We start from the raw sequence: 21,358 nt of genomic DNA on the forward strand, positions 1-21,358 counted from the left end.
CGCCGGCCCAAAGGGTCTACAACAGGTTCTTGACTATACCGACAGCGTCATCAGGCTGGCATTGCCGCCTGCCGCGGTCGTATTCACGCACAGGGCCCGCTCAGCAAGCAAACGCCACAGGGGGATGGCATCCTCTGCATTGGTGTCGATCAGGCTTGCCAGGGCCCCTTCCCGGGCCGCCAAACGCGGGTGCAGGCTGGCCGCCAGCTGCGATTCCACCAACGCCACCTGGAACGGGCCGTCCACGCCGTCGCCAGCGCGGCCGATGCAGTCTTTTACCGCTGCCGGCAAGTCGGTCGGCAGCAGGCTGGCGGCTTCGTTCGCGACCAGCGCCGTGTTACCAGTGGCCAGCACCGCCGCCAACTGGTTCAGCAGCGCCGGCTGGGTGCCGGCTGCGCACAGCACGGCGCCGCGCGGCAGCAGCGCCAGGGTGTTGCGTTCGCCAGTAGGGCCCGGCAGCGTGGTCAGGTTGCCCAGCATGCTGGTGCGGCCGTATTGCTCGATCAGCGCGGCCAGGCGCTGCTGGCCGTGCAGGTTGGCCCAGGCAGTCAGCGCATCGAGCGCCGGGGCCGGCTGGCGCTGGTGGGCGCTGGCGGCTACCGCATTGCGTTGCAGGCGTTTCAGGTACAGCGGGCCGCCGGCCTTGGGACCGGTGCCCGATTTGCCCTCGCCGCCGAACGGTTGCACGCCGACCACGGCGCCAACGATGTTGCGGTTGACGTAAATATTGCCGACGTGGGCGTTGGCCGTGATGAAGTCGATGGTTTCATCGATGCGCGAATGCACGCCCAGGGTCAGGCCGAAGCCGGACGCGTTGATCTGCTCGACCAGCTTGGGCAGGTCGGCGCGGCGGTAGCGGATCACGTGCAGCACCGGGCCGAACACTTCGTGCGTGAGTTCGGCCAGCGAGCGGATTTCCAGCACCGTCGGCGGCACGAAGGTGCCGGCTGTAATCACGTGCGACGGCAGATCGAGCGAGAAGTAGTTGACCGCCGTGCCTTTCAGTTTATTGATGTGCGCCAGCAGGTTGGCTTGCGCCTCGGCATCGATCACCGGGCCGATATCGGTCACCAGGCGGTCGGGGCTGCCGACGTTCAGTTCCTGCATCGCGCCCTTGAGCATGTGGATGGTCTTGTCGGCGATATCTTCCTGCAGGAACAGCACGCGCAGCGCCGAGCAGCGCTGGCCGGCGCTGTCGAATGCCGACGAGATCACATCCTGCACCACCTGCTCGGGCAAGGCCGACGAATCGACGATCATGGCGTTCTGGCCACCGGTCTCGGCTATCAGCGGGATGTCGCAGTGTTCGAGCGCCGCACGCTTGGCCAGGGTGCGGTTGATCAGCTGCGCCACTTCGGTCGAACCGGTGAAGATCACACCTTTTACGCGCGCGTCGGCCGTGAGCGCGGCGCCTACCACTTCGCCGCGGCCTGGTAAAAATTGCAGCGCGGCGCGCGGGATGCCTGCTTCGTGCAGCAGCTCCACCGCGCGGAATGCGATCAGCGGGGTTTGCTCGGCCGGCTTGGCCAGCACCACGTTGCCGGCGGCCAGGGACGCTGCCACCTGACCGGTGAAAATCGCCAGCGGGAAGTTCCACGGGCTGATGCAGGTAACGGGACCGAGCGCCAGCGGATTGGTGGCGCCCGCCACTTCGGCCGCGTAGTAGCGCAGGAAATCGACCGCTTCGCGCAGTTCGGCAATCGCGTTGGGCAGCGATTTGCCGGCTTCGCGGATGGCCAGCGTCATCAGCTCCATGGCGTTGGCTTCGAACAGGTCGGCAGCGCGCTCGAGGGCGGCGGCGCGCAAGGCGGGTTCGGTGGTTTGCCAGTCCATGGCGTAGTGGTTGGCGGCGATCAGCGCCGACTCCACGTCGGCGGCAGTCGCTTCCACCAGCTGGCCCACCATGTCGGCGCGCTGAGCCGGGTTGGTGATCTGCTGGATCGGCTGGCCGGCCGAGACGCCGCCAGCGAGCAGCGGCAGCGCGTGCCAGCTGCGCGGCGTTGCCAGTGCGGCGGCGATGTCGCGCAGCACGTCTTCGTTGGCCAGGTCGAAACCGGCGGAGTTCTTGCGCTCGCTGCCGAACATGGCCAGCGGCAGTGCGATGGCCGGGTGCGGCAGGCCGCCCTGCTCACGCGCCTGCGCCACCGGGTCCTTGATCAGCGACTCGACGGGAATCGCTTCATCGACGATCTGGCTCACGAACGACGAGTTGGCGCCGTTTTCCAGCAGGCGGCGCACCAGGTAGGCCAGCAAGGTTTCGTGGGTGCCCACCGGGGCGTAGATGCGGCACGGCTTGTCGAGGTTGTCCTTGCCGACCACCTGGTCGTACAGCGACTCGCCCATGCCGTGCAGGCACTGGAATTCGTAATCGGTCACGCCGTCGCGCTTGGCCCAGGTGTAGATCGTGGCCAGCGTTTGCGCGTTGTGGGTGGCGAACTGCGGGTAGATGACGTTGGTGGCGGCCAGCAGGCGCTGGGCGCACGCCAGGTACGAGACGTCGGTGTACACCTTGCGCGTGTACACCGGGTAGCCGGGCATGCCGTCGACCTGGGCGCGCTTGATTTCCGCATCCCAGTACGCGCCTTTGACCAGCCGCACCATGAACTTGCGGCCGCTGCGGTGGGCCAGGTCCACCAGGTAGTCGATCACGAACGGGCAGCGTTTTTGATACGCCTGCACGACAAAGCCGATGCCGTCAAAGCCGGCCAGCGCCGGATCGTGGGCCAGCGCTTCCATCAGGTCCAGCGATAGCTCGAGGCGATCGGCCTCTTCCGCATCGATATTGAGGCCGATGTCGTATTGCTTGGCCAGCAGTACCAGCGCACGCACGCGCGGCAGCAGTTCGGCCATCACGCGCGCGCGCTGGGCGCGGCTGTAGCGCGGGTGCAATGCCGACAGTTTCACGGAGATGCCGGGGCCGTTACGGATGCCGCGGCCGTTCGAGGCCTTGCCGATCGCGTGGATCGCGGTTTCGTACGAGGCATAGTAATTTTTGGCGTCCGCTTCGGTCAGCGCCGCCTCGCCCAGCATGTCGTACGAGTAGCGGTAGCCGCGCGCCTCGTTGGCCTGGCCGTTCTTGATCGCCTCGCCGATGGTCTGGCCGGTAACGAACTGATTGCCCAGCATGCGCATGGCCAGGTCCACGCCTTTGCGGATCAACGGCTCGCCACCTTTCGAAATCAGCTTGGTCAGGGCCGAACCGAGGCCGGTTTCGCTGTTGGTGGAGACCAGCTTGCCGGTGATCAGCAAGCCCCAGGTAGCAGCGTTGACGAACAGCGATGGCGACTCGCCCAAGTGCTTGCGCCAGTCGCCCTTGCTGATTTTGTCGGCAATCAGGCGGTCGGCGGTGGCGTTGTCGGGAATACGCAACAGTGCTTCGGCCAGGCACATCAGCGCTACACCCTCTTCCGACGACAGCGAAAACTCGTGCATCAGCGCATCGACACCGGAGGCACGGGTACGCTGCTGGCGCACCGCGCTGACCAGTTTATGGGCCAGCTGGCGTGCCTGTTCGACACTGGCGCCGTCGTGGTTGGCAATCTGGCCGAGCAGCCACTGCACGGCGGTGATTTCATCGCGGCGGTAGGCTGCCGTCACTGCGGCGCGCAGCGGGATCGGGTCGCGCAGGATCTCCGCCTGGAGCGCTGCAAAAGGGGTGAAAACGGTGGGGTCTGCTGCGTGCATGAAAGGACTTTCAAGTTTGAATGAAGGCAGTCCACTTACAAAAACACGCGCTGCAAGCGGGTAGCTTGAGCGCGTGAAGATGGGTGATTCTGGGTCACGAATCGGTGAACTGCTGATGATTCGATTGTAAAGTGTATTCTTTCGGATTAATTCTGGTATTACAGGGGACTAGCAATAGATTGTTTTTAGTGCGACAATTTAACCAAATAATATTTATTTGGGAGTTCCCTGAAATGTTAGACAAGATCAGCAAAAAGATATTGATGGAGTTGCAGAGCGATGGCCGCATCAGCAATGTGGAGCTGGCTGCCCGGGTGAACCTGTCGCCGGCCGCTTGCCTGGAGCGTGTGCGCAAGCTGCACGAGTCGGGCTACATCATGGGCTATACCGCGCAACTCAATCCGCAGTTGCTCGACGTGTCCCTGCTCGTCTTCATCGAAGTGGTGCTTGATCGCACCACGCCCGAAGTCTTCGACGCCTTCAAGCACAGCGTGCAGGTAATCCCCGAAGTGCTCGAATGCCACATGGTTGCCGGCGGTTTCGACTACCTGGTCAAAGCGCGCGTCAAGGACATGGCCGCTTACCGCGAGTTCCTCGGAAAGACCCTGCTGCAAAAAGGCGTGCGCGAAACACACACCTATGCGGTCATGGAAGAAGTCAAGAATACCACCAAGTTGCCCATAAAATAGTACCAGCAATAAATTAAATCCGGACGCTGCCAGCGTTCAGCGCTGCAGCGCGCCCGGTGACAAGAACAACGCGGGGGAGACATGAGTCATTTGCAACACAAGTTGGTGCAGCGTGGATTGTGGATACTGGGTGCGACGGCGGGCGGTACGGCTCTCGCGTATTTGTTCAAGCTGGCTGCTGGCGATACGCCAGCGTTGGTCTACACGGCTGCGCCTGCCGCGTTGGCGGGCGCAGCCATTGCCTGGTTTGCCGCGCGCCGCGACAGCGACGACGGCGGCGTACGCCAGTTCGCCCACACCGTGGGCGAGGAAATCGACGCCATCATGATCGGCGCGGCGGAAACCTCGTATTTCGTCGATTCGGTGAAAAAGAAGATCGAGCTCGACGTCGGCACCGCCGGCGGCATCGCCCACAGCTCGGCGCAAAATGCCGCCACCACCGAGCGCATCGCCGCCAACGCCGAACGCGCCGCCAAGATTGCCACCCAGGTGCGCGGCGAAACCGTCACCGGCCGCGCCGAGGCCGATACCGGTCTGCAACGGATCCGCACCGCACGCCACGACGCCCAGGCGGCAGCAGCCGTGATGACCGATCTGCAAACCAACTCCCGCAAAATCTACGGTTTTACCGAGGCGATCAGCGAAATCTCGGCCCGCACCAACCTGCTGGCACTGAATGCCGCCATCGAGGCCGCGCGTGCCGGCGAACAGGGCCGTGGCTTTGCCGTGGTGGCCAGCGAGGTACGCCAGCTGGCGCTGCGCACCAAGGAAGCCACCGACGAGATCAGCATCATGGTGCGCGAGATCAACCAGCAAGCCGAACGCGCCGCCACCGGCATGAACGCGCTGGCCACCAAGGTCAGCGAGGCGGCCGGCAACGTGGAAACCGTGCACGGGCTGCTGGGCAATATCGAACGCTCATCGGGCGTGTCGGAAACGGAAATCGGCGAAATCGCCCGGTCGTCGCGCGAACACGTGGCCATCGCCGACGAGATCGCTGCCGCAATTGCCAGCATCCGCGACAGCCTGCTCTCGACCGAGAAAGAATTGCCGCGTGCGGCCAGCTCGGCCATGGCCCTGGCCGAACGCGCCGAACTGATCACCGGCGCCCTGGGCGAGTCGGCCATCGAAACTTCGCACGACGCCATCCGCACTGCCGCGCAAACTGCTGCCCACGAGGTGGGCAAGATCTTCGAGGCGGCCATCAAGTCGGGCAAGATCACACGCGAGGCGCTGTTCGACCGCACCTACACGGCCATTCCCAATACCGACCCGCCCAAGCACAAGACCCGCTTCGACGATTTTACCGACCGGGTATTGCCGACCTTGCAGGAAGCATTGTTGGCGGCCATGCCGCAGCTGGCCTACGCGGGCGCGGTCGATAACAATGGCTATTTTCCGACCCACAACCGGAAATTCTCGCAGCCGCTGACGGGGAATTACGACGTCGATATCGTCAACAACCGCACCAAGCGCATCTTCAGCGACCGCACCGGCAAGCGCTGCGGCTCGAACACAAAACCGTTCCTGTTACAGACCTATAAACGCGATACGGGGGAAGTGATGCACGACCTGTCGGCGCCGATTTACGTCGATGGCAAGCATTGGGGTGGCTTCAGGATCGGCTACCGGTCGAGCGTATAAAAAAATGGACCGCAGTTGCGGTCCGATTTTTTTTTAAGCAGCGTCTTTCTTGGCAGCGGTGGCAGCTCTTGCCGCCCCCTGGTTCATGCCTTCCAGGTGCAACCTCAGCCATTTGTGCGCGGGGCTGCGCGCATCGCGTTCGTGCCACAGCATGTCGAGGTGGACCGCCGGCAGCTGGAACGGCAACTCTTTCCAGATCAGTGCATCGGTCATGCCGGTGGACGCGATGAGGTGGCGCGGCAACACGGTAATCAGGTCCGAGTTGGCCACCACGCGACCGGCCGTGAAGAACTGGTTGACCGTCAGCAAAATACGGCGTTCGCGCTGCAACTGCGCCAGCGCTTCATCGACCAGGCCGTGGGCGCGGCCCGAGAAACTGACCAGCAGGTGATTGGCCTTGCAGTAGTTGTCGAGGTTGAGCTCGACCTTGGCCAGCGGATGCTCGCGCCGCATCACGCACACGTACTGGCCCGAATACAGGCGCTCGTGGCGGATCGGCGAGCCGGTCTCGTACGACAATTGCGCCGCCACGCCGGGGAAGAAGCCGACCGCCAGGTCGATATCGCCGCGCAGCAGCATCGGCCGTGGTTCGCGCGTGGTCAGCGGCATCATGCGCACGTTGACACCGGGCGCTTCGCGTTCGATCGATCGCATCAGCGACGGCAGCCACATGGCGGCGGTGGCGTCGGCCATGGCCAGGCGGAAGGTCGCGTGGGCGGCGGACACATCGAAGGTTTCGGGCGCCACGGCCGCTTCCAGGCTGGCCAGCGCGCTGCGCACGGACGGCCACAGCGCTTCGGCGCGCGGCGTGGGTTTCACGCCGTAGGCGGTGCGGATCAAGAGCTCGTCGCCGAGGCTTTCGCGCAGGCGCTTGATGGCGTTCGATACCGCAGGTTGGGTCATGGCCAGGTGGCCGGCCGCGCGTGTCAGATTTTGCTCTGTCATCACGGCGTCAAAGACGCGTAACAAATTCAAGTCCAGCGTCAGAAAGCTCATGTTGGCTCGGATATAGGAGGTGGAAGGGGGAGATGGTGTGCAGCCATCATACGCCAATCCATTCACCAATCGCATAATTGTTATCGGAGAACTAAATTGGCAGCTTATGTTGCGCTGCACTATATTGAGCCTGATTCTAAATGTCCGGCTCCATCATGTCCACTCTCATCGCAGTTCTGCAAGGCTTGTCGCTGATCGCCGTTATCCAGCTGGCGCTGGGGATGGGTGTGGCTGCGCTGCTGGCGCTGCTGTTCAAACCGCTGCTGACCGGCTGCGTGCGCGCTGCCGCGCTGGCCGTCAAACTGCATTTCGCGCCGAAGCGCGCCGAACTTTAAGCTTTCGGCGCCTGCAGCGCTTCAAACTTCGCCCGCAACTGCTCTTCCGTCTCGCGCCACTCGGGGTTGAACGGAATGCAGCTGACCGGGCACACCTGCTGGCACTGGGGCTCGTTGAAGTGGCCCACGCACTCGGTGCATTTGTCGGGATTGATTTCGTAAATTTCCGGACCCATGTAGATCGCATCGTTCGGGCACTCGGGCTCGCACACGTCGCAATTGATACAGTCGTCGGTAATCATTAAGGCCATGACAGAACTTCTTTCTTAGTCGGTCTTGGTGGCGGCAATTTTCTTTTGCAGCCAGCGGTCGACCGAGGGGAACACAAACTTGGAGACGTCGCCGCCGAGCACTGCGATCTCGCGCACGATGGTGCCGGAGATAAACTGGTACTGGTCGGACGGCGTCAGGAACAGGGTTTCGACGTCGGGCAGCAGGTAGCGGTTCATGCCCGCCATCTGGAATTCGTATTCGAAATCGGACACGGCGCGCAGGCCGCGCACGATCACGCGGGCGTCGTGCGCGCGCACGAAATCTTTCAACAGGCCGGAAAAACTCTCGACCTTGACGTTGGGGTAATGCCCCAGCACTTCGTTGGCAATGGCCAGGCGTTCGTCCAGTGAAAAGAACGGTTTCTTGTTCTTGCTGTCCGCCACGCCAACCACCAGCGTATCGAACAAACCCGAGGCGCGGCGCACCAGATCTTCGTGGCCACGGGTCAGCGGATCGAACGTTCCCGGATAAACAGCTACTACCATTGTGTCTCCCTGCACTGCACCATTATAGAACGTGCATTATGCCCCAAAACCGCGAGTGCCTTAAAATTTAGCAGTCACTACAGGGCAACTTCGGGTCAACTACACCACAGCCGACTTGGCTTGCAGCAGGTGGTAAAACACCATGCCCGCCTTGTCGGCGCGGATCACTTCCCAGCCTGCCATCCAGTCCGGCGTGTCGCCGTCGGGCCAGGCCAGCGCCGCGCCCGATTCCGCGTACACCAGGCCGCCCTCCTTGAGCAGGCGCACGCACAGCGGCAGGTTGCGCTCGAGGAATTCCTGCTGGTAAGGCGGGTCGAGGAAGATCAGGTCGTATTTCTGGCCACGGGCGGCGGCCGCTTGCGCCACCACCAGCGCGTCGCCGCGCAGGATCTGCACATTGTCTGCCTTCAGTTTGGCCTTGATGTCTTCGAGCTGGCGCACGACTGACGTGGCCATGTCCACCATGGTGACGGATTGCGCGCCACGGCTGGCCGCTTCAAAGCCGAGCGCGCCGCTGCCGGCGTACAGGTCGAGCACTTGGGCGTCGGCCCAGTTGGCGTCGCGCTGGTGGTTGATCCAGTTAAAGACCGTTTCGCGCACGCGGTCGGGAGTGGGACGCAGGCCTTGCGCGGCCAAGACCGGCAGCGGGGTGCGTTTCCACAGCCCGCCGATGATGCGCACCTGGTTGCTGTGCTGGGGACCGTGGACCGGGACTTTGGCCGGTTTGGCGGCAGATTTGGTGGGCTTTTTTGGCATGTGGCGCTGTTCTAAGTCTTTGATTCAACAGGCCACACTATATCACGCAGCCTATTTGGCCAGGCTCTGGAAGTCGCCGATCCAGCCCTGCATGCGCTGCTGGGCGTGGGCTTTTTGCTGCGGCGTGGCAATGCGGATCGCGGTCAGGATCAGCTCGGCCGTGCCTTTTTCGGAGGCATCAAAGAAGGCCTTGTGCTCGGAATTGTCGAGGCGGTTGAAGCTGTCTTTCACCAATGTATCGATCAGGGCCATCGTGGCTTCCTTGCTCAGCTTGTCCTTCTGCACCTTGCGCACCAGGGTCAGGATGGCGCCCTGGCGGCGCTGGCGTTCGGCCAGCCACAGTTCGTTGTCGAGCGGACGGGCGTCCGATGCCTTGCGCAGTTGCACTTCCTGTTCGGTCGTGAACTTGCCGAACCACAGCTCGAACTGCTCCATCGATTTTTTATAACGGAATTTCTGCTGGGCTTCGCGGTCGCCCTTCATGTTTTTCTTGCGGAAATCATCGAGGTTGGACGCGAATTTCTTCTCCAGCTTGTCGATCTGGTCCGGTTGCAGCGAACGCGCCAGCTCGGCCAGCTCCGGCTTGGCTTGCAGCAGCAGGCGCTGGGTGCGCTTCTTGATTTCATCGAAGTCGCCCAGCAGGTCGGCCGTGGTGGGGTTGCCCGCCAGCTGGCGCTGGCCCGTTTGCAGGATCTGAATGTAATCCTCGAGCTGGGTCTTGCGGTGCCACTGGAACAGCTTGTCGATATCCTTCTTGACCCAGTCCTTCTGGTCCGAGTTCAGATCGACGTAGCCGTCGAGCCACCAGTACAGCAAGGTGTCGCCATTGTTGTAGGCCAGGCGCAGCGAACTGCACGCGGCCAGCAGGCCGATGAGGGTGATCAGGAAAAGGCGGCGCAGCGTCTGGCTGGCGCTGGAGGGCATGTTAGACTTTTGCATTAACTTACTCTCTCTAAGTGATACTTATGAACGTTGTGATCCTGGCTGCCGGCATGGGCAAGCGCATGCAGTCGGCCTTGCCGAAAGTTTTGCATCCCCTGGCGGGAAAACCGCTGCTGGCCCACGTGCTCGATACGGCACGCAGGCTGGCTACGAATAGAGTATGCGTGATTTACGGACATGGCGGCGCAGCCGTGCTGGAGCTCCTCGGCAAGCAGCCGCAACCGGTCGCCACCGCCCGGCAGGAGCAGCAACTGGGCACCGGTCATGCCGTCATGCAGGCCTTGCCCGAGCTCGACGACAACGCCCCTACCCTGATCCTGTACGGCGACGTGCCGCTGACCACCGCCGCCTCGCTGCAGGCGCTGATCGACGCTGCCGGCACCGACAAGCTGGGTATCCTGACGGTGGTGCAGGACGACCCGACCGGCCTGGGCCGCATCGTGCGCGAGAACGGCCAGATTACCCGCATCGTCGAGCAAAAAGACGCCAACGAGGCTGAACGCGCGATCAAGGAAATCAACAGCGGCATCCTGGTCGTGCCGACCGTGCAACTGAAAAAATGGCTGGGCCAGCTGAAAAACGAGAATGCCCAGGGCGAGTACTACCTGACCGATATCGTCGCCATGGCCGTGGCCGATGGCGTGCCGGTGGTGTCGGCCCAGCCGTCGGCGCAGTGGGAGGTGGCGGGCGTAAACAGCAAGGTGCAACTGGCCGAACTGGAAGGCATCCACCAGCAAAATATCGCCAAGCGGCTGCTGGAACAGGGCGTCACCGTAATCGACCCGTTCCGCCTCGATGTGCGCGGCGAACTGGTGTGCGGGCGCGATGTGACCATCGATGTCGGCTGCGTGTTCGAGGGCAAGGTGGAACTTGGCGACGGTGTCCACGTCGGCCCATATAACGTGATCGTCAACAGCCGCATCCTGGCCGGCGCGAAGATCAAGCCGTTCTGCCATATCGAGGAAGCGGTGGTGGGCGAAGTCTCGCTCATCGGGCCGTACGCGCGGCTGCGTCCGGGCACGGTGCTGGCCGAAGACGTCCACGTCGGCAACTTCGTGGAAATCAAGAACGGCCAGGTGGCCGCGCACAGCAAGGCCAATCACCTGGCCTATATCGGCGACGCCACCATCGGTTCGCGCGTCAACATCGGCGCGGGCGTCATTACCTGCAACTACGACGGCGCCAACAAGTTCCGCACCGTGATCGAGGATGATGCCTTTGTCGGCAGCGACAGCCAGCTGGTCGCTCCTGTGACCGTGGGCCAGGGCGCCACCATCGGCGCCGGCACGACACTCACCAAGAATGCTCCGGCCGGCAAGCTGACCGTCTCACGCGCGCGCCAGGTCACCATCGAGAACTGGACCCGTCCGGTAAAAATCAAGAAGTAACTCTTCCCGCGCGCCTGGATCCAGGCGCGCTTCTTTTCCTGTGGATAAAGCTGTGAGCAGCTGGTGTGCAAGCAGTGCACAGCCAGTGGATATCTGCACGCGTTTCTTCCCTGAGGCACAAACGGTATTCGTCGTGCCGACTCCCACTCCGAATTTTGAGTGACTTCCGGTATTTGTGCATAACCCTGTGCGCAACCACCGGAACAACTGTTGGATAAGCGCGGGACAACCGGGAATAACTGGCTTCCCTGGTTTTATGCCTGAAAACGAGGTGTGCACAACTTTGTGGAAAAGCCCGGTACAGCCCGTGCGCAAGCACTGGATAACTGTCAAAAATTGTTGTTTCACCATGATATCGATGTTAGAATAAGAATCATTCTCATCGACTGTCACATGACTCTGCCGGCACTCCTGCCGGCTATGCAGCAAGCCCCCTTCCCGTTCGCGGAAGCCGCCAGCTATCCCTAGAAACCCAACGCCAGGCTCCACCCGAGCCAGGCCCGCGCACGCCTGTGCCCAACCGCAAGGAAGTTTTATGCAAGCAGCTTTACGCCCCGCCTCTTTCCGCCCCACCGCGCTCCACCTGGCAGTCCTGATGGTCATGACCGCAGCAGCGCAACCGTCGCTGGCCCAGTCCGGCGATAAAACCGCCGATCCTGTGCAACTGAACCAGGTCACCGTCAAGAGCGACACGCTCGGCAGCGTGACCGACGGCTCCGGTTCCTACACCACCGGCGCCATGCGCACGGCCACCCGCATGGAGATGTCGATCCGCGACACGCCGCAGTCGGTCAGCGTGGTCACGCGCGAAATGATCGACGACCTGGGCGCGGTGCGCCTCGACGAGGTGTTGACCCAGACGCCGGGCGTGACGGTCGGCCAGCAAGACAGCGAACGCACGAGCTTTTATGCGCGCGGCTTTTCCATCACCAATATCCAGGTCGATGGCATGACCATGGGCGGCAATGCGCCACTGCAGGACACCATTCTTTACGACCGCATCGAGGTGGTGCGCGGCGCCAGCGGCCTGATGGGCGGCACCGGTGACCCGTCGGCCACCATCAACCTGGTGCGCAAGCGCCCGGGCCGCACGCTGCAAGCCAGTGCCAGGGCGATACTGGGACGCTGGGACGATCGCCGCGCCGAAATCGATGTGAGCGCACCGCTGAGCGCCGACGGCAGCGTGCGCGGTCGCACCGCCATGGCCTACCAGGATCGCGATTCGTATTACGACATGTACCACGAGCGCAAGACCGTCGGCATGGCCATCGTGGAAGCGGACCTGGGCGCTGCGACCTTGCTGACCGCAGGCGTCACCTTCCAGCACAACAATCCCACCGGCGCCACCTGGGGCGCCGTGCCCTACTGGAATGCCGATGGCAGCCTGGCCCGGCTGCCGCGCAATTTTTCGCTGTCCACGCCGTGGAGCACCTGGCGCAACCGCGAACACAGCGCCTTTACCTCGCTCGAACACCGCTTCGACAACGGCTGGAAAGTGCACCTCGGCTACACCCGCACCGACAGCCGCAACAACACCACCGTCGCTTACGGCGGCGCCGGCTACCCCGATCCGGCCACCGGCACCGGCATGCGCCTGTGGACCGGCGTGTGGGGTGAAGGCAAAAACATCGACGACAACCTCGACCTGTACGCCACCGGCCCGTTCAGCCTGCTCGGCCGGCGCCACGTGCTGATCGCCGGCTGGAACGGTTCGCGGTCGGTCAGCCACAGCCAGGGCGGCGAGGCAACCATTGCGTATCAGCCCCAGATTGCCGACTACCGCACCTGGACCGGTAACATCCCCATGCCTACCTTTACGCCGGACGGCTCGCACACCGAAACCGAGGTGCGCCAGGGCGGCGCCTACCTGGCCGGACGCTTCAATGTGGCCGATCCGCTCACGCTGGTGCTGGGCGGCCGCCTGAGCAACTACCGCACCGAGGAAGGCGCCTGGGATACCTCGGGCCGGCTGATCGGCTACGACAACCTGCGCAAGACGAAAAATGAGTTCACGCCATATATGGGCGCGGTGCTCGATTTGACCGACGATATCTCGGCCTATGCCAGCTACACCTCGCTGTTCAGTCCGCAATCGGCCAGGGACCGCAACAACACCCTGCTCGACCCCGAGACCGGCACCAATAGCGAGCTGGGCGTCAAAGGCGAATTCTTCGACAAGCGCCTCAATGCATCGGCTGCCGTGTTCCGCACGCTCAAGAAGAACCTGGCGGTACTGGACCCGACCGTGCCGCCCGGCTTCAAGCTCCCCAACGGTAACAGCGCCTATGTCGCCAATGGCGACGGCATCACCGCCCGGGGCATCGAATTCGAGGTGGCGGGCCAGGTCAACCGGTCCTGGAACGTCAGCGCCGGCTATACCTTCCTGCGCGTGAAGGATGTCGATGGCGAGCGGGCCGAGCCCAACCAGCCGCGCCACCTGCTGCGCCTGTCCACGGCCTATCGGCTCGACGATGTATTGAAAGGGTTGAAGGTGGGCGGCGGCGTGACCGCGCAAAGCGGCACCTACGGCGTGACCTGGTACGGCCAGCCGGGTACCGGCGACCGCAATGCACGCATCAGCCAGGGCGGCTACGCGCTCATCAACGCCATGGCGTCGTACGAGATCAACCGCCAGTTGGGCGTGCAGCTGAATGTCTCCAACCTGGCGGACCGCAAGTATTACCGCAACGTGGGCTTTTACGACAGCGTGTTCTGGGGCGAACCGCGCAATGTGCGGCTCGCACTCACCGCGAGGTTCTGAAACTGCCTGTGGATATCCCTGTGGGCAAACCTGTCAACAAGCTGGTGAGAACCACCGGGATAACTACATGGATAAGCCGGTGCACAACCGGTGGAAAAGCCCGGTAAAACTTCTGTATAAACGGTGTGAAAGCTGTGGATTACACCGCCACCCGGGTCTCGAACTTGCTGCGGAACGTGGAGAAATACGCCTTCACATTGCGCACATTGGCGTGCGCGGCAAACAGACGGTGCGCCAGCGCGTGGTATGCCGGCATGTCACTGAGCTGCACGATCAGCACGAAATCCGGGCCCGGCGCCACCCGGTAGCATTGCAGCACCGCCGGTTCGGTTGCCACCAGCGCCTCGAACTCGGCCATGCGCTCGACCGCCTGCGCATCGAGCGAAATTTCCACGATCACCGTCAGGCTGGGGCCGATCTTTGCAGGATCGACCAGCGCCACCCGGCGCGTGATGACGCCGGTATCGGTCAGGTGCTTGACGCGCCGCAAACAGGTGGGAGGAGAGACGTGAACGGCCTGCGCCAGCTCACTATTGGTCTGCCCTGCATCAAGCTGCAAGGCAGTCAAAATGCGGCGATCGATGTCATCCATAAAATTATTGGCATTAAAATGAAATAATATTTCATGCTATCACAGTGCTGAAATAATATTTCACGGCTGCGAATAATTAGAAAACATATTTCATCGAGTCTCCACTAGGATGAACTCCTCAACTCATTGAAGAGGTTTCCCATGTGCGGCATTGTCGGCGCGGTAGCGCAACGTAATATCACCCCGATCCTGATCGAAGGCCTGAAGCGCCTCGAATACCGTGGCTACGACTCGTGCGGCGTGGCCCTGCACGTGGACGGCCAGTTGCAGCGCTCGCGCAGCACGTCGCGCGTGGCCGACCTGGAACAGCAGATCGAGCATACCCACCTGCACGGCTTCACCGGCATCGCCCACACCCGCTGGGCCACCCACGGCGCGCCGGCTACCCACAACGCCCACCCGCACTTCTCGCCGTCGACCGACGTGGCGCGCATTGCGCTGGTCCACAACGGCATCATCGAAAACCACGACGAGCTGCGCGCCGAACTGACCGCGCTCGGCTACGTGTTCCAGAGTCAGACCGACACCGAAGTCATCGCCCACCTGGTGGACCACCTGTACAACGGCGACCTGTTCGAAACCGTGCAGCAAGCGGTGAAACGCCTGACCGGCGCCTACGCCATTGCCGTGTTCGCCCGTGAAGAACCGCACCGCGTGGTGGCCGCCCGCCAGGGCTCGCCGCTGATCGTCGGCCTGGGCCAGGGCGAGAATTTTGTCGCGTCCGACGCCATGGCGCTGGCCGGCACCACCGACCAGATCATCTACCTCGAAGAGGGCGACGTGGTGGACTTGCAGCTGGGCCGCACCTGGATCGTCGATGTCAACGGCAAGCCGGTCCAGCGCGACGTCAAAACCGTGCACGCCCACACCGGCGCGGCCGACCTGGGACCGTATCGCCACTACATGCAGAAGGAAATCTTCGAGCAGCCGCGCGTGATCGGCGACACCCTGGAAGGCGTAATGGCCGTCATGCCCGAGCTGTTCGGCGACGGCGCCCATGCCGTCTTCAAGCAGATCGACCGCGTGCTGATCCTGGCCTGCGGCACCAGTTACTATTCGGGCCTGACCGCCAAGTACTGGATCGAATCGGTCGCAAAAATCCCTGTCAACGTCGAGATCGCCAGTGAATACCGCTACCGCGACAGCGTGCCGCATCCGAACACCCTGGTCGTGACCATCTCGCAAAGCGGCGAGACGGCCGACACCCTGGCCGCGCTCAAGCATGCGCGCAGCCTGGGCATGGAACACACGCTCACCATCTGCAACGTGGCCACCAGCGCCATGGTGCGCGAATGCAAACTGGCCTACATCACCCGCGCCGGCGTGGAAGTGGGCGTGGCCTCCACCAAGGCCTTCACCACCCAGCTGGCCGGCCTGTTCCTGCTCACGCTGACGCTGGCGCAAGTCAACGGCCGCCTCTCCGACGAGCAGGAAGCGCAGCACCTGAAAGCGATGCGCCACCTGCCGGTAGCGATCGCCTCGGTGCTGGCGCTGGAACCGCTGATCATGGCCTGGGCCGAAGATTTCGCCCGCAAGGAAAACGCCCTGTTCCTCGGGCGCGGCATGCACTACCCGATCGCGCTGGAAGGCGCGTTGAAACTGAAAGAGATTTCGTACATCCACGCCGAAGCCTATCCGGCCGGCGAACTGAAACACGGCCCGCTGGCGCTGGTGACCGAGGAAATGCCGGTGGTCACGGTGGCGCCGAACGACGCGCTGATCGAAAAACTGAAATCGAATATGCAGGAAGTACGCGCCCGCGGCGGCCAGTTGTACGTCTTCGCCGACGTCGATTCGCGCATCACGCCGGGCGAAGGCGTCCACGTCATCCGCCTGCCCGAGCACTACGGCTTGCTGTCACCGATCCTGCACGTGGTGTCGCTGCAATTGCTGGCGTATCACACGGCGCTGGCGCGGGGGACGGATGTGGATAAGCCGAGGAATTTGGCGAAGTCGGTGACGGTGGAGTAAGCGAGCCGGGGTGGTTTGCGGGGCCAGGGCAGACATGCTCACAGGAACTTCCGGTTTCGGAACCAAGACCGGTCATTCAAGGCACCTACACAGGAACGGTCAAACTCATGGCTGCTAAATTCGTATTGGATTCCCCCCGTGCCAGACTCTTGGTGGAGTTGCCTGCCGACCGCTATAAAATTCTCTCACCCGAAGGTCGAGTTCCGAGGATTGGTGACCGAGTGGTCCTAGACCAAGGGTTCACTAGTCCGGAGGGGCGTCCGATGGTCCTGGCATATTTTCCAACGCTCAGCGCCTGTTTGTACGAAGCCGAAATCTATGAGTCGGAATTAAAAACAGATTGATGCCGTGCTAACGCCAAGTGTGCGGTTAAAAGGGATGAACTTCCGCTTTGGGGCGACAAAGACGTGTCGGGCATAGCATGATGTTTTTTGCAACAACAGCATGCTATGCTGGCGCGACCGGCCGAAAACGGCCAAGAGCAGACAAGCAAATTAACGCTTCATTCAACCCGGGCGCACCTGCGTGCGCCTGCAAATCGACATATGAGCTTTAAATGGATGAGTCATTGCTACTTCCAGATGTAGACGTCTTTGTTTCCAATATTCAATCGATCGGTAAATGTCTTACCATCAGGTTGCTTTCGTACTGCCATCCAGATGCGGAGCAGCCGGTCTTTGTTTTGGTCGCCGAGGACGTGGTCAATGCTTCAGAGGCTTTTGGGTTTCTGGAGCGTTGCCGCGTTGAGCAGACCTACTTATACACCAGCCGGAAAGCTGAATCGATTTCGTTTGAGACGGAATCAGGCGAGAAACTCCTGCTTCATGCTGGGAGGTTTTCTTCGACGCCAACCGCGTTTAACGAAGAGGAACTGAATGAAGTTTTGAGGCGGGTCTGGGGGTGGTACGTTTCCGAAAATAGGTCATGTCAGGCAGCGTCCGCTCGAATTCAAGCGGCCCGCCAATTGCTTGCAGATGCGAAACAACGAATTGAACTCAAGGCATTGGGTCATCCAAGTGGGACTTCGGCAATACTTTATGCACAACAACTAAGATTGATCGGGCGAGTTCTCGATGCGCTTGAAAATTAAGCATTTGCTCAAAAAGAAGGCCTAGAAGGCTGTAAATGACCCGTGTCCGTGTTGCCTCTGTCGAGAGTCTGCAAAGGGGCGACAGCTACCGGTCGGACAGGTCCGGGACCTCGCAGGTTGTGTCAAACTTTATTGTTCGTCCAAATGTGCATCGCTGCCAGCCGACCAATCTTTACCATCAGGAAAAGCTCAGCTCCATCCCCATCATCCTGATCATCAGGAACGTCGCCAGCCCCACCCCAAGCAGCCCCAGCACAAAGATCACCACCACCTTGCCCCCCGCACGCAGCACCGCGCGCCGCTCGTTCACCGACACCTTCTTGCCTTGGTCGTAATGCCACTTGATGGCGTAGTACATCCCCGTGCCCAGCACGAGAAACTTGAATATTACGAAAACTATCGGGATCCAATCCATCATTTTTCCAGGTGATTACGTGACGCTGTCGATTTGAAGCATACTACTGAAAAACAATTTCCATACATCGAGACAAAATGTCCCAGGCGAAAACCATACAAGATGGACATTTGACTGGCTGGCTGCCGCGCCTGGTCGCGAACCAGGGGCCACGGTTTTTGCAGATTGCCGATGCGTTGCAGGCGGCGGTGGCAGACGGATCGTTGACGCCCGGTGACCGGTTACCTCCACAGCGCCAGCTTGCAGCCCAGCTCGACGTGGACCTGACGACGGTCACGCGCGCCTACGACGAAGCCAGGCGCCGCAACCTGCTGGAAGGGCGCGGTGCGCGCGGCACGTATGTCGCAGCGCCGAAAGTCGAATTGACGTCGATTCTCGACCTCAGCATGAACACCCCGCCACCGCCCGCTGGCGTGGACTTCGACGACCTGTTGAAACAAGGTTTGTCGCAAGTGCTGATGCGGGCCGATAGCGAATTGCTGATGACCTACCACCTGGCCGGCGGCAGCGACTCCGACCGCAAGGCAGGCGCCACCTGGCTCGCACCGATGTTCGGACACCTGGATGCCCGGCAAGTGATTGTCTGCCCGGGCGCGCAGGCGGCGATCGCCGCATCGATCCTGACGCTGACGGCGCCTGGCGATATCATCCTGGCCGAGCCGGCGAGCTATCCCGGCTTGCTTGCCGCAGCCACCCAGTTCGGCCGGAGAGTCATCGCGGTGGCAGCGGACCAGCACGGGATGGTGCCCGGGATGCTCGAGCAAGCATGCCGCCAGCATCAGCCCGCGCTGGTGTACCTCAACCCCACCTTGCAGAACCCCACCGCCATCACCATGCCCAAGCACCGGCGCCAGGAGCTTGCCGGCATCGCCAGGCGCTGCAATGTACGCATCGTCGAGGACGATCCCTACTGGCTGCTTGCCGATGCCCCGCCGCCACCGGTTGCCACGTTTGCGCCGGAACAGGTGGTGTACATCTCGACCCTGTCGAAATGTTTGACGCCCGGCTTGCGCGTCGCATTTGTGCTCATACGCAATCCGCAGGAACGCGAGCGTTTTTTGGACGCACTCCGATCGTTTGCGCTGATGACCGCTCCGCTGACGGCCGCACTGGCTACGCAGTGGATCCTCGACGGCTCGGCCAGCAGATTGATGGAAGGCGTGCGCAACGAGGCGCGCCTGCGCCACCGCATGGCTCGCACTATCCTGGCGGGACGGTACGGCGGCACCGGCGACGGTCTGCACGTCTGGCTCGAGTTGCCGGCGTATTGGAACTCCGCGCAGCTGGCGCGCGCAGCCCGCAGCGAGGGGATCGCCGTCACGCCCGCAGAGGCATTTGCAACCAGCACCGAATCCGTGAATGCCATCCGGATTTCGCTGGGCAGCATCAAGGACCGGGGCCGCTTGCAGGCAGGCCTGCAACGGCTGTCTCACCTGCTGGCGCAGCGTTCGATCACTCCGGAATCGGCTTCGTCACCAGGAACAGATACGACATCGCCCCCATGAACGCAATCCCCGCCCCCGCCAGCAACGCCGGCACGAACGACCACGTCTGGGCGATGTAACCGGTGAGGATGGGGGCCAGCGCGCCGCCCAAGAAGCCGCCGAAGTTTTGCAGCGCACCCAATGAGGCCACCCGGCTGGGCGGCGCCGCCACCGTCGCCAGCGACCACGCGCAGGCCGACGAGGCGTTGGCCAGGAAAATCACGATCGAGATGCACGCCACCGCGACCAGATTGCTGTCCACCAGCGCCGCCGGAATGGTAAACACCACCATGCCTAGCGTGGCGATCACCACTGCGTTGCGGCGACCGGTCACCGGCGAAGACGCCGCGCGCGCCACGCGGTCGGAAGCCCAGCCGGCGATCAGCGCACCGGCAAAGCCGCACATGAACGGCACTGACGCCGCCAGTCCTGCGTACGCCAGGTCCATGTGGCGCTCGGTGCGCAGGTAGCCGGGCAGCCAGGTCAGATACACCCAGTTCAGGTACACCGAACCGAAGAAGCCGAGCATCATGCCCCACGTCACGCGGTAGCGGAACAGCGCCAGCCACGACGAGAAGTTCGCCTTGGGGGCGGCAGCAGCCACCTCGTCCACTTCGAGATAGGCTTGCTCTGCGGCCGTCATGTCGGCGCGCACCGGGTCGCGGTACAGCACCACCCAGACCAGCGCCGCCACCAGGCCCATGGCGCCGGTGATGAAGAAGGCCCAGTGCCAGCTGGTGGCGATGATCAGGGGCGCGAGCACCAGCGGCGCCAGCGCCACGCCCAGCGGCGAGGCCGAGTTGTAGATGCCGGTTGGCGTGCCGCGCGCGCGTGCGGGGAACCAGTTGCTCACCACGCGCGCCGCCGCCGGAAACTGCGGCGCTTCGCCGATGCCCAGCGCAATCCGCGCCAGCACGAAGTAGCCGAACGTGGCCGCAAAACCGCCGGCCGCCTGCGCCAGCGACCACACCACGAGGCCGCCGCCAAGCAGCCAGCGCGGCCCGATCTTGTCCACCAGCGCACCCACCGGCAACTGGCACAGCGCATAGCTCCAAGAGAACGCCGACAGCAGCAATCCCATCTGCCCCAGCGACAGCCCCAGGTCGGCGCGGATGTATTCATTGGCGACGGCCAGCGTGGCGCGGTCGAGGTAGTTGATCACGCCGCAGACGACCAGCAGCACCAGCGAGAGTTGCTGGCGGCGCAGGATGCGGGTGGGGGTCTCGTTATAGGTATTTTTCATGGGGTGCGAGTATAGCCGCAGAGCCGCAGCTTGGTTCCGAAGCTGTTAGCTCCCGCACAGACCCCCCGCCCCCAACCGGTATGCTGATCCCCTACACCCACCCACAGGAGATCCCGACATGGGCATACTGAGCAACATCTTCCACAAAATCTTCCCGGCCTCGCACCCGGCCATCGCCCAGGCGCCGCAAGGCACCACGGTGCCGGCGCCAGCCAACCCTGCCGCTGTGCCAACCGCACCGGCGTCACCTTCCGTGCCTGCCGCAGACACCACCGCAGCGCCAGCGGCTGTGCACCTGTCCGAAGTGGACGTGGAGTCCATCCTCAACACCAGGGCGCAGCAAGCCGGCCAGCCGCTCAACTGGCGCACGTCGATTGTCGATCTGCTGAAATTGCTGGACCTCGACAGCAGCCTGCAATCGCGCAAGGACCTGGCGCAGGAACTGCACTACAGCGGCGACACCGGCGACTCGGCCAAGATGAACATCTGGCTGCACCGCCAGGTCATGAACAAGCTGGCGGAAAATGGCGGCAAGGTGCCGGCCGACCTGAAAGACTGATCGGCAACCGCGCAGCAGGCAGGGCATGTAAAAACCGCATGAGCTAAGTCG

Annotated in this window: 18 protein-coding genes; 9 read left to right on the forward strand and 9 right to left on the reverse strand. The window is 62.6% G+C overall.

Annotated elements, in window-relative coordinates; genetic code table 11:
- Positions 1 to 33 precede the first annotated feature (33 nt).
- On the reverse strand, positions 34 to 3,684 hold the full coding sequence (putA, locus tag F8197_RS20555) for a trifunctional transcriptional regulator/proline dehydrogenase/L-glutamate gamma-semialdehyde dehydrogenase (protein WP_152883380.1): 3,651 nt from the start codon (positions 3,682 to 3,684) through the stop codon (positions 34 to 36).
- Positions 3,685 to 3,917: 233 nt separating this feature from the next.
- On the opposite strand from putA, the gene F8197_RS20560 reads away from it, so the two are divergent.
- A complete protein-coding gene (locus tag F8197_RS20560; RefSeq protein WP_008443393.1) occupies positions 3,918 to 4,373 on the forward strand; it encodes an Lrp/AsnC ligand binding domain-containing protein in 456 nt (151 codons plus the stop codon).
- An 81-nt stretch (positions 4,374 to 4,454) separates the two neighbouring features.
- Positions 4,455 to 6,017: a methyl-accepting chemotaxis protein gene (locus F8197_RS20565; RefSeq protein ID WP_152883381.1), complete on the forward strand. Its 1,563-nt coding sequence runs from the start codon at positions 4,455 to 4,457 to the stop codon at positions 6,015 to 6,017.
- Positions 6,018 to 6,050: 33 nt separating this feature from the next.
- Here the strand turns inward: F8197_RS20565 and F8197_RS20570 are convergent, their stop codons facing one another.
- Positions 6,051 to 7,013 (reverse strand): LysR family transcriptional regulator, encoded by a 963-nt coding sequence (locus F8197_RS20570; RefSeq protein WP_019924063.1) that lies wholly within the window; start codon positions 7,011 to 7,013, stop codon positions 6,051 to 6,053.
- A gap of 155 nt (positions 7,014 to 7,168) precedes the next feature.
- Here F8197_RS20570 and F8197_RS20575 point away from each other — a divergent pair, with 155 nt between their 5' ends.
- On the forward strand, positions 7,169 to 7,348 hold the full coding sequence (locus F8197_RS20575; protein ID WP_152883382.1) for a hypothetical protein: 180 nt from the start codon (positions 7,169 to 7,171) through the stop codon (positions 7,346 to 7,348).
- On the opposite strand, the gene F8197_RS20580 is transcribed toward F8197_RS20575, so the two are convergent.
- The 4 genes from F8197_RS20580 to F8197_RS20595 form a co-directional block, all read right to left on the reverse strand.
- Entirely contained in the window at positions 7,345 to 7,599 is a 255-nt protein-coding gene (locus F8197_RS20580) for a YfhL family 4Fe-4S dicluster ferredoxin (RefSeq protein WP_026637688.1), read from the reverse strand. The genes F8197_RS20575 and F8197_RS20580 overlap by 4 nt on opposite strands.
- Before the next feature lie 15 nt (positions 7,600 to 7,614).
- Complete coding sequence (gene coaD / locus F8197_RS20585; protein ID WP_019924066.1) at positions 7,615 to 8,106, reverse strand: pantetheine-phosphate adenylyltransferase; 492 nt, start codon at positions 8,104 to 8,106, stop codon at positions 7,615 to 7,617.
- Between the two features lie 99 nt (positions 8,107 to 8,205).
- Entirely contained in the window at positions 8,206 to 8,862 is a 657-nt protein-coding gene (gene rsmD / locus F8197_RS20590) for a 16S rRNA (guanine(966)-N(2))-methyltransferase RsmD (protein WP_152883383.1), read from the reverse strand.
- 51 nt (positions 8,863 to 8,913) lie between these two features.
- Positions 8,914 to 9,801 (reverse strand): DUF6279 family lipoprotein, encoded by an 888-nt coding sequence (locus F8197_RS20595; RefSeq protein ID WP_373996927.1) that lies wholly within the window; start codon positions 9,799 to 9,801, stop codon positions 8,914 to 8,916.
- 26 nt (positions 9,802 to 9,827) lie between these two features.
- On the opposite strand from F8197_RS20595, the gene glmU reads away from it, so the two are divergent.
- Both glmU and F8197_RS20605 read left to right on the forward strand, forming a co-directional pair.
- A complete protein-coding gene (gene glmU / locus F8197_RS20600) occupies positions 9,828 to 11,192 on the forward strand; it encodes a bifunctional UDP-N-acetylglucosamine diphosphorylase/glucosamine-1-phosphate N-acetyltransferase GlmU (protein WP_152883384.1) in 1,365 nt (454 codons plus the stop codon).
- Positions 11,193 to 11,727: 535 nt separating this feature from the next.
- Entirely contained in the window at positions 11,728 to 13,953 is a 2,226-nt protein-coding gene (locus F8197_RS20605; RefSeq protein WP_152883385.1) for a TonB-dependent siderophore receptor, read from the forward strand.
- A 139-nt stretch (positions 13,954 to 14,092) separates the two neighbouring features.
- On the opposite strand, the gene F8197_RS20610 is transcribed toward F8197_RS20605, so the two are convergent.
- Positions 14,093 to 14,545: an Lrp/AsnC family transcriptional regulator gene (locus F8197_RS20610; protein ID WP_152883386.1), complete on the reverse strand. Its 453-nt coding sequence runs from the start codon at positions 14,543 to 14,545 to the stop codon at positions 14,093 to 14,095.
- Positions 14,546 to 14,686: 141 nt separating this feature from the next.
- On the opposite strand from F8197_RS20610, the gene glmS reads away from it, so the two are divergent.
- Together glmS and F8197_RS20620 are read left to right on the forward strand one after the other, a co-directional pair.
- The gene (glmS, locus tag F8197_RS20615; RefSeq protein WP_152883387.1) at positions 14,687 to 16,516 is read left to right on the forward strand and encodes a glutamine--fructose-6-phosphate transaminase (isomerizing); all 1,830 of its coding nucleotides are present in this window, start codon (positions 14,687 to 14,689) and stop codon (positions 16,514 to 16,516) included.
- Between the two features lie 556 nt (positions 16,517 to 17,072).
- Complete coding sequence (locus tag F8197_RS20620; protein ID WP_152883388.1) at positions 17,073 to 17,606, forward strand: hypothetical protein; 534 nt, start codon at positions 17,073 to 17,075, stop codon at positions 17,604 to 17,606.
- A 178-nt stretch (positions 17,607 to 17,784) separates the two neighbouring features.
- On the opposite strand, the gene F8197_RS20625 is transcribed toward F8197_RS20620, so the two are convergent.
- Entirely contained in the window at positions 17,785 to 18,024 is a 240-nt protein-coding gene (locus tag F8197_RS20625; protein WP_056142708.1) for a hypothetical protein, read from the reverse strand.
- A 74-nt stretch (positions 18,025 to 18,098) separates the two neighbouring features.
- Between F8197_RS20625 and F8197_RS20630 the strand changes: the two genes are divergently transcribed.
- Complete coding sequence (locus tag F8197_RS20630) at positions 18,099 to 19,526, forward strand: PLP-dependent aminotransferase family protein (RefSeq protein WP_152883389.1); 1,428 nt, start codon at positions 18,099 to 18,101, stop codon at positions 19,524 to 19,526.
- Here F8197_RS20630 and F8197_RS20635 read toward each other — a convergent pair.
- The gene (locus F8197_RS20635) at positions 19,474 to 20,748 is read right to left on the reverse strand and encodes an MFS transporter (protein ID WP_152883390.1); all 1,275 of its coding nucleotides are present in this window, start codon (positions 20,746 to 20,748) and stop codon (positions 19,474 to 19,476) included. The genes F8197_RS20630 and F8197_RS20635 overlap by 53 nt on opposite strands.
- A gap of 118 nt (positions 20,749 to 20,866) precedes the next feature.
- On the opposite strand from F8197_RS20635, the gene F8197_RS20640 reads away from it, so the two are divergent.
- On the forward strand, positions 20,867 to 21,307 hold the full coding sequence (locus tag F8197_RS20640; RefSeq protein ID WP_152883391.1) for a DUF3597 domain-containing protein: 441 nt from the start codon (positions 20,867 to 20,869) through the stop codon (positions 21,305 to 21,307).
- Positions 21,308 to 21,358: the final 51 nt, after the last annotated feature.

Source organism: Duganella sp. FT27W (genome assembly GCF_009295655.1).
GTDB classification, from domain to species: Bacteria; Pseudomonadota; Gammaproteobacteria; order Burkholderiales; family Burkholderiaceae_D; genus Rugamonas; species Rugamonas zoogloeoides.